Origin of the sequence: Bradyrhizobium sp. CB1015 (genome assembly GCF_025200925.1) — a bacterium.
Lineage (GTDB): Bacteria > Pseudomonadota > Alphaproteobacteria > Rhizobiales > Xanthobacteraceae > Bradyrhizobium.
Map to the genome: position 1 here is coordinate 3,931,316 of NZ_CP104174.1, position 15,170 is coordinate 3,946,485.

At 64.0% G+C, this 15,170-nt stretch carries 14 protein-coding genes; 9 read left to right on the forward strand and 5 right to left on the reverse strand.

Going from position 1 to position 15,170, the window contains the following annotated elements; genetic code table 11:
- Positions 1–109 precede the first annotated feature (109 nt).
- Positions 110–433 (forward strand): response regulator, encoded by a 324-nt coding sequence (locus tag N2604_RS17970; protein ID WP_260375942.1) that lies wholly within the window; start codon positions 110–112, stop codon positions 431–433.
- Between the two features lie 14 nt (positions 434–447).
- Here N2604_RS17970 and N2604_RS17975 read toward each other — a convergent pair whose 3' ends face one another.
- The 3 genes from N2604_RS17975 to N2604_RS17985 are packed head-to-tail and all read right to left on the reverse strand — an operon-like array spanning position 448 to position 3,640.
- Positions 448–1,032 carry an invasion associated locus B family protein gene (locus tag N2604_RS17975; protein ID WP_260375943.1) on the reverse strand — a complete coding sequence of 195 codons (585 nt, stop codon included), beginning with the start codon at positions 1,030–1,032 and terminating at the stop codon, positions 448–450.
- 23 nt (positions 1,033–1,055) lie between these two features.
- On the reverse strand, positions 1,056–1,940 hold the full coding sequence (locus N2604_RS17980; RefSeq protein WP_260375944.1) for a S9 family peptidase: 885 nt from the start codon (positions 1,938–1,940) through the stop codon (positions 1,056–1,058).
- 11 nt (positions 1,941–1,951) lie between these two features.
- Entirely contained in the window at positions 1,952–3,640 is a 1,689-nt protein-coding gene (locus N2604_RS17985; RefSeq protein WP_260375945.1) for an aspartate:alanine exchanger family transporter, read from the reverse strand.
- 131 nt (positions 3,641–3,771) lie between these two features.
- Here N2604_RS17985 and N2604_RS17990 point away from each other — a divergent pair, with 131 nt between their 5' ends.
- From N2604_RS17990 to N2604_RS18015, 6 genes are all read left to right on the forward strand, one after another.
- Positions 3,772–4,452 carry a YoaK family protein gene (locus tag N2604_RS17990; RefSeq protein ID WP_260375946.1) on the forward strand — a complete coding sequence of 227 codons (681 nt, stop codon included), beginning with the start codon at positions 3,772–3,774 and terminating at the stop codon, positions 4,450–4,452.
- Complete coding sequence (locus tag N2604_RS17995; RefSeq protein WP_260375947.1) at positions 4,449–6,152, forward strand: SulP family inorganic anion transporter; 1,704 nt, start codon at positions 4,449–4,451, stop codon at positions 6,150–6,152. The genes N2604_RS17990 and N2604_RS17995 overlap by 4 nt, the downstream gene beginning before the upstream one ends.
- Before the next feature lie 141 nt (positions 6,153–6,293).
- Entirely contained in the window at positions 6,294–9,047 is a 2,754-nt protein-coding gene (locus N2604_RS18000) for a decarboxylase (RefSeq protein ID WP_260375948.1), read from the forward strand.
- A 17-nt stretch (positions 9,048–9,064) separates the two neighbouring features.
- Positions 9,065–10,765 carry an aspartate:alanine exchanger family transporter gene (locus N2604_RS18005; protein ID WP_260375949.1) on the forward strand — a complete coding sequence of 567 codons (1,701 nt, stop codon included), beginning with the start codon at positions 9,065–9,067 and terminating at the stop codon, positions 10,763–10,765.
- Between the two features lie 14 nt (positions 10,766–10,779).
- Complete coding sequence (locus tag N2604_RS18010; protein ID WP_260375950.1) at positions 10,780–11,220, forward strand: hypothetical protein; 441 nt, start codon at positions 10,780–10,782, stop codon at positions 11,218–11,220.
- A 188-nt stretch (positions 11,221–11,408) separates the two neighbouring features.
- On the forward strand, positions 11,409–11,858 hold the full coding sequence (locus N2604_RS18015) for a hypothetical protein (RefSeq protein ID WP_260375951.1): 450 nt from the start codon (positions 11,409–11,411) through the stop codon (positions 11,856–11,858).
- Positions 11,859–12,001: 143 nt separating this feature from the next.
- On the opposite strand, the gene ppk2 is transcribed toward N2604_RS18015, so the two are convergent.
- Both ppk2 and N2604_RS18025 read right to left on the reverse strand, forming a co-directional pair.
- A complete protein-coding gene (gene ppk2, locus N2604_RS18020; RefSeq protein ID WP_260375952.1) occupies positions 12,002–12,802 on the reverse strand; it encodes a polyphosphate kinase 2 in 801 nt (266 codons plus the stop codon).
- 11 nt (positions 12,803–12,813) lie between these two features.
- A complete protein-coding gene (locus tag N2604_RS18025) occupies positions 12,814–13,266 on the reverse strand; it encodes a hypothetical protein (protein ID WP_260375953.1) in 453 nt (150 codons plus the stop codon).
- A 163-nt stretch (positions 13,267–13,429) separates the two neighbouring features.
- Between N2604_RS18025 and N2604_RS18030 the strand changes: the two genes are divergently transcribed.
- Both N2604_RS18030 and N2604_RS18035 read left to right on the forward strand, forming a co-directional pair.
- Positions 13,430–13,855, forward strand: a complete 426-nt coding sequence (locus N2604_RS18030) for a hypothetical protein (protein WP_260376243.1) — start codon at positions 13,430–13,432, stop codon at positions 13,853–13,855.
- The gene (locus tag N2604_RS18035) at positions 13,848–15,083 is read left to right on the forward strand and encodes an HlyD family secretion protein (RefSeq protein ID WP_260375954.1); all 1,236 of its coding nucleotides are present in this window, start codon (positions 13,848–13,850) and stop codon (positions 15,081–15,083) included. The genes N2604_RS18030 and N2604_RS18035 overlap by 8 nt, the downstream gene beginning before the upstream one ends.
- Positions 15,084–15,170: the final 87 nt, after the last annotated feature.

Genomic DNA, 15,170 nt, shown 5'->3' on the forward strand with positions numbered 1-15,170 from the left:
GCGTCAAAATGCGGAGCGATCGTATCCAATATCCCAACGTCGTCTTCCGGAAAGGCACATCGCCTTGCCCCTGCACGAGTCCGTCTTTGTCGTTGATGACGATCTGGCCATGCGTACCAGCATGGACAGGCTTCTGCGAGGACACGGCTTCGCCACGACGCTGTTCGACACGGGGAGCGCCTTGCTCGATCATGGCGGATTCCACACCGCGATCTGCATCATCCTCGACATCGATCTCGGTGCAAAGTCCGGCATCGAGGTGCGACGAAACCTGGCCGAGAAGGGCATCGCAGCGCCGGTGATCTATGTCACCGGCAATGACAGCCCGGCAAACCGCGCCGCGGCGATTGCCTCAGGCTGCATCGCCTATCTCATCAAGCCCTTTGCGGCGCAGTCCTTGATCGAGTCCGTCCAGCGCGCCCGCGTCCTGTAGCTCTACCCCGGCCGTCATTCGTCGACATATTGTTCGAGCGTCCTGGTCGGCGCCCCCTTATGGGCGGATGCAAATTGCGCGAGCGGAATCGAGGTCGTCAGGGCAAGAAGATTGGAATCGACGAGTTCGAGCAGAAGCGTCTGACCTTTTTCCATCTCCTCGATGATCGTCGGCGCCACGACGTCGGCCGCGATGCACAGATTGGTGAGACACCAGCTGTAGGGAATGCGGAACGCGGCACCATGGTCGACGGCCAATTTCGGTGGTTGTTGCAGGTACATCCCGACCGGTACGAAAAGTTGCAGGCGGGCTGCGGGCGCGTCCTCCCGCTCGATCAGATCGATGCGCACGGCCGTTTGCCCGGTTGCAAATCGGCCGGTGATCGAGGTCCGGCAGAGGGTGGGCGCCCCGCCGGCCTTGAAGCACAATTTTTGCCAGCTGCCATAGCTGATGTCGTTGGCTTCGCGCTGGCCGCGTGTTGCGACCTCGGGGGGCTTTTCGGATTGCGCCGCCTTGGGCGACGCGACACTCGAGATCGTGGCGGTGCCGACCGTTGCAACCATCAGGACGGCAGATAGACAATCAACAGCACGGGCCATCGCTGCACCTCCGAGATCCGGCCTCAGTTCTGCGCATCGAGAAACTTGGCGACCAGGGGCGACCAGAGCGGAACCGCGTCCGGCGAACCGATGAAGAAATGTCCTTCGTTGCCGAACGGCGGCATCAGGTGATATTCGGCCCGGCCGCCGGCGGCGAGGAAGGCATCGTGCATGCGCTTGGACAGGTCGGGACCGAAAAACGTGTCGTTCCCGACGTAGATCCACAGCATCGGCACGCGCGATGTGCGGCCGAAATCGGCGGTGGCCTCGACCAGGCGGTCGGGCGCGCAATTGTTGTTCGGCTTGCCGTCGACGCGTCCACCGCGGCCCCCGGCAAAGACGATGATGGCCTTCACCTGCGGCGGGTTCATGCTCGACAGGGCGATCGAAGCCCAGCCGCCGGCGGACTGCCCGACCACGATCACGTCTCTGGGAATAATGCGCTTCTCGGCGGCCATATAGTCGATGATCCACAGATTGACCTGGGCCACCGCAAGGCCGGCATCATGGAAGTTCGGATTGGTGCATTTGCCGACCTTCGAGAAGAACGGGCCGAACACCCCGCGTTCGGGGATGTCGATCGCCTGCGCGCCATAGCCGCTGCCCACCGGCGCCACCACAAGATAGCCGCGCCTCGCAAACCATTTGGCGGCATCGCGAAATTCGACCAGCGGGAAGAAGCTTCGCTGGGTCGCGTCGAGCGAGACACCATGGTTCATGATCACCAGCGGGAACGGGCCGTCGCCGACCGGGCGCACCAGATAGGCGAACATCGGCAGCGGCAGGGGCAGCGCCCAGATTTCCTCCTGGATGCGGACCTCGTCCCCGGCGCGCGTGGGCGATGCGGCCATGACGAGGGCGAGGAAGGCCATTGCGAGAGAATGGAGCAAGGCAGGTGCGCGTCGCATCCGAGCCTCCCTCAACCTGCGTAGGTTGCGGCCACGACGATCGGGCCGAGCACCGTGAGGACGACATTGCCGACCGCGTAGGGGACGGCGACGCCGAGCACCGGCGTCTGGCTCTCGGCAACGTCGCAGGCGCCGGTGACGGCGGCATCGACCGTCATGGCGCCGGCGAGCGCACCGCAGGTCACGACCGGGTTCATGCGCAGCAGATAATAGGCAACCAGGGTTCCGACCGTCATCGGAACCAGCGTGACGACGATGCCCATGCCGACCAGCAACAGACCGTGGGCCTGGATCGCCGACCAGGCGGCAAGGCCGTTGCCGAGTCCGATCGCCGCGATGAAGCCGCCGAGGCCGATGTCGCTCAGGGTCTGCTGCGCGGCCGGCGGCATTGCGCCGATGCCGGGCCGGCGCGTCCGCAACCAGCCGCAGACGAGCCCGGCGATCAGCGCGCCGCCGCCGCCACCCAGCGCCAATGCGACAGTGCCGACCTTGAAGCTGGCAAGACCGGCCAGAAGACCCACTGCGATGCCGGCGGCAAGATAGGCGATGTCCGTGCGGTCGCTGGTATTCAGGGCGTGTCCCACTTGCGCCGTTGCCCGCGCGATATTGCTGGTGCTGCCGACCAGCGTCATGACGTCGCCGAGATAAATCCGGGTATCGGGACCGAGAGGCACTTCCCGTCCCATGCGCGTGAGCGCACGCAGGAATACGCCGCGTGCATCGGCACCGAGCCTGTCAACGATCTCGCGCAGCGAGCGGCCGTGCAACTGCCGGTTCTCAACGAGCACCTCGATCACATTGCCCGGCAGGTTGCGCAGCAGCTCTCCCGCGTCGATCTCGGCCCCGAGGATCGGCTTGGCCGCGACGATCGCGGCGGTCGGACCGGCAATGACGACGTCGTCGCCGGCCTCGAGCACGATGTCCTGCTGCGGCTTGATGTCGGCCCCGCCGCGCACGATCCGCTCCACGACCGTGCGGCTGCCGATCTCCGCCTCGATCGCGCCGACGGTGCGACCTGCGCCGGCCGACACGCGATAGGCCCGAGCCTGGAATTTGCGATAGGACAGGTTTTCCGTCTTCGGCGGTGCACCGCCGGCGAGCTCCGCCTCCAGCTTTTTCGCCTCCGCCTTCAGCTCGATCCGCATCAGCCGTGGCGCGACGAATGGCACGAACAGGAGCGTCAGGATGTAGCCGAGCACGTAGGTCACGGCATAGCCCGCCGCGATGTTGGCTTCCTGCTGCTTCAGCACGTCGCTCGGCAGTCCGAGCTGCGCCAGCGCGCCGGATGCGGTGCCGATCACCGAGGATTGCGTCAGCGCCCCGGCGGTCAGCCCCGCCGCTGTCCCCGTATCCAATGTGAAGACACGAGCGAAGATGAGAACCAGGACGAGCCCCGTGGCTCCGATCACCAGCGCCAGCACGACCTGTGCCAAGGTCCGCACGCTCAGCGAGGCGAAAAATTCCGGTCCAGAACGGTAGCCGATGGTGAACACGAACAGGCTGAACAGGATCGCCCTGAGGATCGGCGGGAACGTGAAACTCCCGAGTTGTCCGATCAGCACGGCGACGATCAGGATGCAGGCGGTGGTTCCGATCGAGAAGCCGCGGATTTTGATGCGGCCGAGGATGGTGCCGATCGCGATCGCCAGCAGCAGGAATATTTCCGGTGCGGTGGCGATGATCCACCTGACGGTTTCCATGGCGTTTCCCCGGCGCTTTGGCGCGATTTGATTGGCGGCGGCGGGATGTTGCTTGATCCAGATCAAGCCTTCGCGACGACGTGGCGGCGCCATGACGCGATGGAATGTTTGCGACAGCGCATATTGCCGACATGAGTACCTTGGACGTCGCAACCGGCGCGATCCGCCGCGAGGAGACGGTCGGGACCGTATTGCTGCTCGCCTTCGCAGGCGGCTATATCGACGCCTATACCTGGATCATCCACGGCGTATTGGCGAATGCCCAGACCGCCAATCTGATCTTCCTTTGGGTCCATGCGACCGCCGGCAACTGGACGGAGGCGCTGCACTTCGTGCCGCCGATCCTGGCTTTCGCCGCTGGCATCGTGGTCGCGGCATGGCTGCGCCGCGCCGCCGGCGAGCGTGCCGGCGTGATCAGCACCCTGGTCGAGATCATCCTCCTGATCGCGGTCGGCATCCTGCACAATCGTCTGCCGGATGCCGCCGGCACGCTGGGCATTTCCTTCGTTGCGGCGATGCAGGCCGCGACGTTCACCAGGGTCGAGGGCACCGCCTGCAGCACGGTGATGATCACCGGCAATATGCGCCAGGCGATCGAGGCGATCTTCGCGGTTGCGTCAGGGGGCGCTCCGGTCGGAACGCTGCGCTGGTCGGGCATCTTCTTAGCATTATGTGCCGTGTTCGGCTTCGGTGCCGCGGCCGGCGCTCTTGCCACCAAGAACATTCCCGATCTCGCGTTGGGTCTGCCGGTCGTCGCGCTGTTGATCGTGTTGCTGCGCTGCGAAGCGTCCCGTTCGGAGGGCGGCCAATGAACCGGCCATCAGCTCCGACGTGGACGCGATTCTTTCCACCGGCCGAATGGCTTGCGGCCTATCGACGCGAATGGCTGCCCTCCGACGCGATCGCCGGCATCACGCTCGCCGCCTACGCCATCCCGGTCTCGCTCGCCTATGCCGCGCTTGCCGGCCTGCCGCCGCAGATCGGCGTCTATGGTTACATGCTCGGAGGCATCGGCTATGCCCTGTTTGGGGCGTCGCGCCAGCTCGCGATCGGCCCGACCTCGGCAATTTCCCTGATGATCGCCGGCACCGTCGGTGCCCTCGCCGGAGGCGATGCGGTGCGGTACGCGCAGATCGCAAGTCTTACGGCCTTTGCGGTGGCGGTGTTGTGCTTCATCGCCTGGCTGTTCAAGCTGAGCGTGCTGGTCCGCCTCGTCAGCGACAGCATCCTGGTCGGCTTCAAGGCCGGGGCAGGGCTCACCATCATCATGAGCCAACTACCGAGCCTGCTCGGCATCGCCGGCGGCGGGAACAATTTCTTCGATCGCGCCATCAAGCTGTCCGGGCAGCTCGGCGGCATCGATCTGCTCGTGCTCGGCATCGGCGCGGTCGCGCTGCCGTTGCTTCTGCTCGGCGAACGGCTTTTGCCGGGAAAACCGGTTGGCATCACCGTCGTGGCACTCGCGATCGCTCTGGCAACGCTCCTGGGCTTGCCAGCCCTCGGTGTGCCCGTCACCGGGAAGATACCGGAAGGGCTGCCGGCGCTGGCAATCCCGACGTTTGGCCTGCTGCAGTTCGATGATCTATTTCCGCTCGCGGCAGGTTGCGTGCTGCTGGCCTATATCGAAGGCGTATCGGCGGCGCGCAGCTTTGCCGCCAAGCACGGCTACCCGCTCGATGTCCGTCAGGAGTTCCTGGGACTGGGCGCGGCGAACCTCGCGGCTGCCTTCGGCCATGGCTATCCCGTCGCCGGCGGCCTGTCGCAATCGGCCGTCAACGACAATGCCGGCGCGCGGACGCCGTTGGCGCTGATGATCTGCTCGGTGGCGCTGGGGCTGTGCCTGCTGTTCTTCACGGGGCTGCTGACCAACCTGCCGAAGGCGGTGCTCGCGGCGATCGTCATCGCCGCCGTCTACAGGCTGGTCGACGTTCGGGCGCTGCTGCGGATGTGGCGGGTCAGCCGGATCGATTTCTACGCGGCGGCGATTGCGCTGATCTCCGTTTTGTTGCTCGGCATCCTGCAGGGCGTTCTGCTGGCGTCGATTGCCTCGATCTTCTTGCTGCTGGCGCGGGCCTCGCAGCCGAATGTTGCGTTCCTCGGCCGCTTGCCCGGCAGCGGCCGTTATTCGGACAGCGCGAGGCATGAGGGCATCGAGCCTCTGGTCGGGATCATTGCTTTCCGGCCCGAAGCGTCGCTGCTCTACATCAATGCCGAGACGATCCTGGAAACCGTCCTGACTGCGCTCCGGAGGTCGCCCGGCATCCGGCTGGTGGCCTGCGACCTCTCGGCGTCGCCCTATATCGATCTGGCCGGTGCGCGCATGTTGCATGATCTCTACGACGAACTTGCGTCACGCAGGGTGACCTTCTGCATCGTCGGCGCTCATGCGCAGCTCCGCGACCTGCTCCGCGCAGAAGGGCTCGCAGACAAGACCGACAGCGGCCAGTGGCTGCGGTCGCTCGACAGCCTGCTCGGCGATGATCAGGGGAGCGTCGCACAACGAACGGCCTGATGTTGTCGTGTTGCGCTGCGAACGGCATGGCCTCGGCTCGCATCTCGCATAATGCACGCGACCGTTGACTTGGATCAATGGAGCGAGCCGCGCCGCATCCACGATCCTGCATCACGTTCGGTAAAGGATCGGGAGAGAGAGATGTCCAAAGACACCAAGCCCGCACAGAAGCGTATCGACCAGTTCTTTTCCGGCCCGGGCGCGCGGGCAGACGACTGGCGCGACCTTGTTGAGGCAGCAAAGACCTGGGCGCGCGTGGGCAATCGCGCGGCCTATGACGCGGCGCTGGCCGATCTTTCGATCACCGAAGAATTTCACGGCTATCCCGGTCCGCACCTCATGGCGGCGCTGCGGGAAGCTGCGGCCGCCGGCGACGGTGCATCATCGTTCGCCCTTGCGACGAGAATTGCCCAGGCGCTGGCGACGCGATCCTTCCGCCAGCATGCCGGTGACTGGAGCGCCAAGGAGGACGGCAATGGCGATGCGCCCGAACTGGTGCCGCCGGCCTTTGGCGCGCACAGCGCGCGCAGGCCCTATTTCGAGACCCTGGTCGTCACCGGCGTATCATCCAGCCAGTGGCCGTCGCTGGCCGCGGAATGGCGCAAGCTGCGGCGCCCGGTCGATGCGTTCATCTATGAACCTGTCATCGTCGGCAGCCTGGAGGACGCCTTCTGCGCGACGATGCTCAATCCGAACATCGGAGCGGTCATCATCAACGAGGGTTTTGGCCTGCGTTCGCGCCACGATGCCCCGGTGCTGCGCTCGATCATGGCCGGGGCCGGTCTCAAGGATGAGACCGACGCCTCGGCGCTGCGACTCGCGCAGATCATCAAGCGCGTCAGGCCCGAGCTCGACCTTTACATGATCTCGAACCGGGACGTGGAGGAATTGGCGGGCAATCCCGAGGCGGACGTGGTCCGCCGCATCTTCTATTCCGTTGAGGAGCTGCTGGAACTGCATCTGTCGATCCTCGAAGGCATCCAGGATCGCTACGACACGCCGTTCTTCGACAATCTCAAGAAATACGCCCAGCGTCCGATCGGGACGTTCCACGCACTGCCGATCGCGCGCGGCAAGTCGATCTTCAAGTCAGACTGGATCCGGGACATGGGCGAGTTCTACGGCCCGAACCTGTTCCTAGCCGAGAGCAGCGCCACCACCGGCGGGCTCGACAGCATGCTGGAGCCGACCGGCAACATCAAGAAGGCGCAGGAGAAGGCGGCGAGGGCGCTCGGCGCCGATCGCGTCTTCTTCGTCACCAACGGCACCTCGACGTCGAACAAGATGGCAGTGCAGGCCCTGCTCGCGCCCGGCGACATCGCGATCGTCGACCGCAATTGCCACAAGTCGCATCATTACGGAATGGTGCTGGCCGGAGCGCAGCCGCTCTATGTCGAAGCCTTCCCGATGACGGAATATTCGATGTACGGCGCGGTGCCGCTAAAGACCATCAAGCAGGCGCTCCTCAACGCCAAGGCCGATGGCCGGCTCGACCGCGTCAAGATGGTTGACCTCACCAATTGCACCTTCGACGGCCACATCTACAACACAAGGCGGGTGATGGAGGAATGCCTCGCCATCAAGCCCGACCTGATCTTCCTCTGGGACGAAGCCTGGTTCGGCTTCGCGCGCTTCTCACCGTTCCTGCGCCGCCGCACCGGGCTTGGCGCCGCCAACGAAATCGAGGCGTGGATGCGCGATCCCAAGTCGGTCGCAGCCTATGAGGGGCAGCAGGCCGAGCTCGGCAAGAATCCATCCAGCGAGGTGCTGCTCAAGACCCGGCTGATCCCGGACCCACGCCAGATCCGGCTGCGCGTCTACCAGACCAACTCGACCCACAAGTCGATGTCGGCGATCCGCCAAGGCTCGATGCTCTCGGTCAAGGACGTCGAATTCCACACCGTCGAGCAGCAGTTCAAGGAGGCGGTGTTCACCCACGCCTCGACCAGTCCGAACCAGCAGCTGATCGCGAGCCTCGACATCTCGCGGCGGCAGATGGAGCTGGAGGGCTATGGCCTCGTCGCCAATGCCATCGAGATCGCGTTCGCGATCCGCCAGGCGGTCAACAACAATCCTCTGATCTCGAAATATTTCCGGATCCTCGGCGCGGATGCCATGGTGCCGGCGCAGTACCGCCAGAGCGGCTTCACTGACTTCCTCGCCCCCGGCGTCAACTGGGCGAATACACTCAAGAGCCTGGACGAGGACGAGTTCTGCCTCGATCCGACCCGCATGACGCTGGTGTGCGGCATGGCCGGCTATGACGGCACGCAGTTCAAGGGCATTCTCGCCAACGAGTACAACATCCAGGTCAACAAGACCTCGCGGAACTCGGTCCTGGTCCAGTCCAACATCAACAACACCCGCAGCGATGTCGCGCATCTCGTCCGTGTGCTCGCCGAGATCGCGGGCGAGATCGATCGCGGCCTTGCCCAGGGCGGTGCCAATGCGCGGAAGACCTTCGAGGCACGGGTGACGAGCCTGATGAAGGACGTGCCCGATCTGCCGAACTTCTCGCATTTCCACCCGAGCTTCCGCGGCGATGCCGGTACCAAGACCAATGAAGGCGACATCCGCAGCGGCTTCTACGCGGCCTATGACGTTGCCGGCTGCGAGCACATTCGCCTCAACGACCCCGAGATCGACCGGCGGCTGAAGGCCGGACCCGAGCTCGTCTCGGCCAATTTCGTCATTCCGTATCCGCCGGGCTTCCCGATCATGGTGCCCGGCCAAGTCATCACCCAGGAGACCATCGACTTCATGCGCAAGCTCGATGTGAAGGAGATCCATGGCTACGACGCCAAGGAAGGGCTGAAACTCGTGCGGACGGAAGCCTTGGCCAAGCTCGGCAGGCCGAAGCCCAACGCGCAGCCGAAGCTCAAGGCCGCGTCATAGGTCTGGAGGGGACGAACATGCAGGCATTTTTCCAGTTCTTGCAGCAGTACCCGTATTTGCTGCTGTTCTTCGTGGTCGGTCTCGCCGTCTATATCGGCCGGGCCAGCATCAAGGGCTATGGCCTCGGCATGGTCGCCGGTGCCATCGTGGTCGGCGCGGGCATCTCGGTCTGGGCATCCAGCTATGGCGTGAAGCTGGAGCTGAATAACTTTGCCAAGAGCCTGTTCTACTATCTCTTCATGTACGGCGTCGGCCTGCGCGTCGGTCCATCCTTCGTCAACAGCCTGAGGGGCGACGGCGTCAAGTTCCTGTTCCTCGCCGTGGTATCGAGCGTGATCGGCCTGGCGCTGGTCGTGATCGGCGCAAAGCTGTTCGCACTTCCGCCCGGTGCAGCCGGCGGTATGCTGGCGGGATCGCAGACCATGTCGGCGGCGATCGGTTCGGCCGAGCAGGCCGTCACGTCAGGTGTCGTGAAACTGCCTCCGGGCATGAAGCCGGAAGAGGCCTCCGGCATGATCGCCCTGTCCTACGGCATCACCTATATCTGGGGCACCGTCGGCATCATCCTGATCTGCAAATATCTGCCGCGCTGGTGGGGCGTCGATGCCAAGGCTGCCGCGAAGAAGTATGAGCAGGAGTTCGGCGTCAAGGATCTCGAAGGCGGCGGCCTGACCGGCTACCGTCAGTTCGGTCTGCGCGCCTACCGGCTGGAGAATCCCGCGACGGTAGGGATGAGCATCGCCAAATTCCGCGCGGTCAATCCGGAATACCGGATCGTCAATGTCGGGCGCAATGGCCACCCTCAGGGCGCCGATCCTGAGCTCGTGCTGCAGAAGGGCGATATCGTCGCGCTGGGCGGCTCGACCGAGCATCTGACCGAGAAGATGGGGCTGATTGGTCCGGAGGTCGCTGATGCCAAGACGCTCGGTATACCCATGGACCAGGCTGAAATCGTCGTCTTCAACAAGGACGTCGTCGGGCGCACTTTCGAATCCTTCCGCGACACGGCCATCGCCGGCCAACTGCAGGTGACCAAGGTCGAGCGGGGCGGCGTGCAGATCCCGGCCGGTCTCAAGACCAAGCTGGAACGCATGGACATCGTCTCGGTGGTCGGCCTGAAGTCGGCGGTCAACGAGCTCGGCGAGATGTGGGGCCGCATCGCGCGCGCCAACACTTCGACGGACCTGCTGACGCTGTCGATCGGCATGATCATCGGCTTCCTGATCGGCATGATCGAATTCCCCGCCTTCGGTGCCAAGGTCGGCCTCGGCAATGCCGGCGGCCTCTTGCTGTCCGGCGTGATCGTGTCCTCGATCGTGTCGCGTCTTCGCTTCTTCGGCAACACGCCGAATGCGGCGCGAAACGTGCTCGAGGATCTCGGCCTCGTCGTGTTCGTCGCGATCGTCGGCGTCAATGCTGGCGCCGGCCTGTTGGCCCAGCTCACCGGCGCCCTCGCGCTCAAGATCTTCATCGTCGGCTTCATCGCGTGCACGATCCCGCCGTTCATCGTCTGGGCGATCGGATTCCACGTCTTCAAGATCAATCCGGCGGTGCTGATGGGCGGCGTTGCCGGCGCGCGCTCGCATTCCGGCCCGTGCCGCGAGGCCGCGGTCGAGATCCAGAGCTCCGTGCCCTGGATCGGATTCCCGGTCGGTTACGCCGTGTCGGGCATCCTTCTCACCATCTTCGGCTACTTCGCCATGATCCTGGCTCAATAAGGGGAAGACACGTCATGAGAAAACTGATCTTCGGCGCCGTCCTGGTCGCCTCGCTCGCAACTGTTGCCGGCTTCAGCACATCGGCGCGTGCCGATACCGGCCAGGTTGCGGTCGTCTTCACCAAGGGTGGCTTCATCGTCGGCGCCGGTGGCGGAGAGGGCGTTTTGGTCTACCGGGGCAAGAAATATCCGTTCACGGTGTCTGGCATGAGCGTGGGCCTCACCATCGGGGCGTCGACCACGAAGTTCGTCGGCCGCGCCCTCAATTTGAAGGGGCCGGCTTCCATCGAAGGCACTTATGCCGTGGGAGGAGCAGGTGGGGCAGTCGCCGCAGGTGCTGGCGCGGTTCAGTTGCAGAACAGCAATGGCGTGATCCTTCAGCTCAGCGGTCCCAAGGTCGGCGCGGAAGTATCGGCTGCCGTCGGCGGCGTCACAATCCGCCTGAAATCGAGTTGAACGGCCAGCGCAGCGCGCCCGTTCACGTGCGCGCTGCAGGAGCCCACCTCACAAAGCCTTCGTCTTGTTGATTCAAATCAAGCTCGAATCGGATCGGTACCCGACCTTATCGTCGGGTGCCTATCTCGGTCGTGCGGCGGCATCATCCAAGAGCGAGTGATGGCACCCCAATCATAGGAGGAGATGCCATGCTTCGTTATCTTCTGGCTGCTCTTGCGGCTTTTGTCCTGCTCACCGTCAGCCTCATTCCCGACGATGCTTTCGCTCGTCGCGGTGGTGGCGGCTTTCATGGCGGCGGAGCGCGTGCAGGTGGCTTTCATGGCGGAGGTTTCCGCGGTGGTGCTGTTCATGCTGGCCGCATCCATGGCGGGCATCGCGTCGCCGGAGGTCCGCGCTCTGCTCATCCGATAGCCGGTCGTCCCGGACGCTATCCAGTCGCAGGTCGTCCGGGTCGTCCCGTCGCCGGTTATCCGGGATATCGTCCTGGCTACGGCTGGGGCCGCGCGGCCTATGGCGCCGCCGCGGTTGGGGCCGCGGCTGCGGGCGCTTACGGCGCTTACGGCTACTACAACAACAGCTGTTATCAGGACACCTACGGCAATTGGGTCTGCCCGCAGCGATACCCGTATGGCTATTGAGCGATTGACGGCAGCATCAGGCCCCTAGAGCATGATCCGGAAAAGTGTGCAGCGGTTTTCCGAAAAGATCGTGCTCAAACAATAACCTCAAGCGCGATGACGATTCATCCTAATCGCATCGCGCTTTAGCGGCCTGATGCTGCTCAATAGCGCTGCGCGACGAAATTCATTTGCTTGAGGCTGGTCTGGTCGTTGTAGCGTCCCTTGTCGGAGCGCTTCGGCAACTTGATCTTGTCCTTCTTGATGCGCTTGTAGGAGATGGCGCCGAGAAGATGGGAGATGCAGTTCAGCCGCGCCCTTCGTTTGTCGTCAGAGCGGACGATGTACCAGGGTGCCTCCTTCGTGCTGGTCTTCTTCAGCATCACGTCGCGCGCCCGCGAATAGTCGTACCACCGCCGGAAGGATTCCAGGTCCATCGGACTGAGCTTCCACTGCCGGACCGGGTCGTCGATGCGGGCCTTGAAGCGGCGCTCCTGCTCGTCCATGCCGACCTCGAGCCAGATCTTGATCAGGATGATGCCGCCGTCGATGACGTATTTCTCCATCTGCGGGCACAGGTTGAGGAAGCGCTCGTGCTCGGCGGGAGTGCAGAAGCCCATGACGTATTCGACGCCGGCGCGGTTGTACCAGCTCCGGTCGAAGATCACGATCTCACCGCCGGCCGGAAATCGCTCCATATAGCGCTGGAAGAACAACTGCGTCTTCTCGCGGTCGGATGGCGCGGGCAGGGCGACGACCCGGAACACGCGCGGGCTGACCTTCTCGGTGATGGCCTTGATCGTCCCGCCCTTGCCGGCGGCATCCCGGCCCTCGAACAGGATGATGACGCGGAGCTTGTTTTCCCGCACGTAGTCCTGGAGGTGGCACAGCTCGACCTGGAGCTTCTCGAGCTCCTTCTCGTAATCCTTCCGCTTCATCCGCTCTGCAGCTGCGCCATTGGCCATGCCGGTCCGTCCTAATCGTCCCAGGAAATGGTCACGCCGATGTCGCCGGGCACGCCGCCGGGAAAATCGATGATTTGATAGGAGATGCGGTAGCCGCGCGGCTTCAGATAATCGGTCCAGAGCTGGAAGATCTCCTTGGGGATTCCGGTCAGAGTGTTCTCCCAGCCCTTCTCCATCTGATTGATGGCGCGGCCTTTGTCCGTGCAGAGCGAGTTGGGGAAGCGATAGACCAGTACTTCCGTGAGGCCGTTGCGCACCGCGCGCTGGATGACGGTCGAGGCGAGCTTGATCTTTTCCTCCTCGGTCTTGCCCGACGGCTTGCTCAAGCGCTCGATCAAGGCGCGCTTCTCTGCCTCGGCCGCAGCGGCAAGGCGGACATATTCGTCGGCCTTTTCAGCTTCCTTCAGGGCGGCTTCCTTACGAATCTGGGCGGCGCTGGGAATGAGATCGTCTAGGCCGGGCATGGCGGGCGGCTCCTGATGGTTGTCCAATCAGCATGCGGCAGACGCTAGGTCGGCCCAAACGCGCTCCCTTGACTCAAATCAAACAAACGCGAACATACCCGACCACAGTGCTGCCCATCCACGTTTTGACCGGGAGAGACGTTTGAGCGAGCAGCTTCATCCGATGGCACCGCATCATCTGCCGTTCTATCTCGCACCGGGGAGCGGGACCGACACGCTGATGGTGGTGATGGGCGTATTCCTGATCGGGATCGTGCTCTGGGTCGGCACGCTCTATTGGAAACTGCACAGCCTGCCCGAGCGGATGGCGCACAAATCGCAAAAATTGCAGTTCGAGTTCGTTGCGGTGCTCGGCCTGATCTCGCTTTTCACGCACATGCACATCTTCTGGATCGCCGGCCTGCTCCTCGCGATGATCGATCTTCCGGATTTCGGTACGCCGCTGCGCAGCATTGCAGGGTCCGTCGAGAAGATCGCCGACGCGGCGCCGGCCTCCGATGCGGGGGAAGTCCAGGCCGAGGCAGCCGTCGCGCCGCCTCCCGCGGACAAGCCGGGGCCCGCGAAGGAGAAGGAGCGCAGTCATGCTTGAGCTGCTGATCTGCTCGCTCGTGACGATCCTGCCGGACTATCTCTACCGGCGCTACGCGCAAGGCAAGCGCTTCGGCAAGGAGATCACGCTGTTCTCGGTCTGGCACGAGCTGCGTTGGGGCATCACGGCCTGCCTGATGCTGACGATCTCGTTGATCACGATGATCTTCTATTTCCATCCGGCAACGCCGTCCGCGACGCTGTACTTCCGCACCGTGCCGATTCTTCCCGAAGGCTCGGGCCGTGTCGCCGAGGTCAAGGTCGGGTTCAGCGCGCCGGTCAAGAAGGGCGATGTTCTGTTCACGCTCGACAGCTCGAAGCAGCAGGCTGCGTTCGAGACCGCCAAGCGGAAGGTGGCAGAGGTCGATGCCGCCATGCAGACGGCGCAGGCCGATGTGGTCAAGGCCGAGGCGCAGATCGGCGAGGCGAAAGCCAACTATCAGCAGGCCAAGGATGAGCTCGAGGTCAAGACCGAGCTCCAGCGCCGCAATCCGGGCATCGTTCCGCAGCGGGATATCGAAAAGCTCCAGGTCCTGGTCGACCAGCGCCAGGCGGGCGTCGATGCCGCAACGGCCGTGAAACAATCCGCATCTCTGCAGGTCTCCGTCCTGCTGCCGGCTCAAAAGGCCAGCGCTGAAGCCGCGCTCGACCAGGCCCAGGTCGATCTCGACAAGACGGTGGTCCGTGCCGGGATTGACGGGCGGGTCGAGCAGTTCCTGGTTCGCCCCGGCGACGTCGTCAACCAGCTGATGCGCCCGGCCGGCATCCTCATTCCGGAACAGGCCGGCCGAAAGGTTCTTCAGGCCGGCTTCGGTCAGATTGAGGCGCAGGTGATGAAGACCGGCATGGTCGCGGAAGCGGCCTGCATATCGAAGCCCTGGGTCATCATCCCCATGGTGATCACGACCGTGCAGGACTACATCGCAGCCGGGCAATTCCGGTCCGGCGAGCAATTGCTGGAAGCGCAGAATGCGGTCCGTCCCGGCACGATCCTGGTGTTCCTGGAGCCGCTCTACAAGGGCGGTCTCGACGGTGTGACGCCGGGCTCGAGCTGCGTCGTCAATGCCTACACCAGCAATCACGAGGAGATCTCGGCCAAGGACACCCCGACCAGCCGAAAGATCGCGCTGCACGTCGTGGATGGCGTCGGCCTCGTACATGCGCTGCTGCTGCGGATCCAGGCGCTGCTGCTGCCGATCCAGACGCTCGTGCTGAGCGGCGGGCATTGAACGAGAGTACAGGACGAGACGAGACCATGGGCGGGTGGTCGCGCGCTGCTGAGGCCCGCCTCGGGGCTGTCCGTGCGCTGCAATCCC

Excerpts from the sequence above, each read along its gene's own strand:
- N2604_RS17970 (WP_260375942.1), top strand. The coding sequence starts at position 110 with ATGCGTACCAGCATGGACAGGCTTCTGCGAGGACACGGCTTCGCCACG.
- N2604_RS17975 (WP_260375943.1), bottom strand. The coding sequence starts at position 1,032 with ATGGCCCGTGCTGTTGATTGTCTATCTGCCGTCCTGATGGTTGCAACG.
- N2604_RS17980 (WP_260375944.1), bottom strand. The coding sequence starts at position 1,940 with ATGCGACGCGCACCTGCCTTGCTCCATTCTCTCGCAATGGCCTTCCTC.
- N2604_RS17985 (WP_260375945.1), bottom strand. The coding sequence starts at position 3,640 with ATGGAAACCGTCAGGTGGATCATCGCCACCGCACCGGAAATATTCCTG.
- N2604_RS17990 (WP_260375946.1), top strand. The coding sequence starts at position 3,772 with ATGAGTACCTTGGACGTCGCAACCGGCGCGATCCGCCGCGAGGAGACG.
- N2604_RS17995 (WP_260375947.1), top strand. The coding sequence starts at position 4,449 with ATGAACCGGCCATCAGCTCCGACGTGGACGCGATTCTTTCCACCGGCC.
- N2604_RS18000 (WP_260375948.1), top strand. The coding sequence starts at position 6,294 with ATGTCCAAAGACACCAAGCCCGCACAGAAGCGTATCGACCAGTTCTTT.
- N2604_RS18005 (WP_260375949.1), top strand. The coding sequence starts at position 9,065 with ATGCAGGCATTTTTCCAGTTCTTGCAGCAGTACCCGTATTTGCTGCTG.
- N2604_RS18010 (WP_260375950.1), top strand. The coding sequence starts at position 10,780 with ATGAGAAAACTGATCTTCGGCGCCGTCCTGGTCGCCTCGCTCGCAACT.
- N2604_RS18015 (WP_260375951.1), top strand. The coding sequence starts at position 11,409 with ATGCTTCGTTATCTTCTGGCTGCTCTTGCGGCTTTTGTCCTGCTCACC.
- ppk2 (WP_260375952.1), bottom strand. The coding sequence starts at position 12,802 with ATGGCCAATGGCGCAGCTGCAGAGCGGATGAAGCGGAAGGATTACGAG.
- N2604_RS18025 (WP_260375953.1), bottom strand. The coding sequence starts at position 13,266 with ATGCCCGGCCTAGACGATCTCATTCCCAGCGCCGCCCAGATTCGTAAG.
- N2604_RS18030 (WP_260376243.1), top strand. The coding sequence starts at position 13,430 with ATGGCACCGCATCATCTGCCGTTCTATCTCGCACCGGGGAGCGGGACC.
- N2604_RS18035 (WP_260375954.1), top strand. The coding sequence starts at position 13,848 with ATGCTTGAGCTGCTGATCTGCTCGCTCGTGACGATCCTGCCGGACTAT.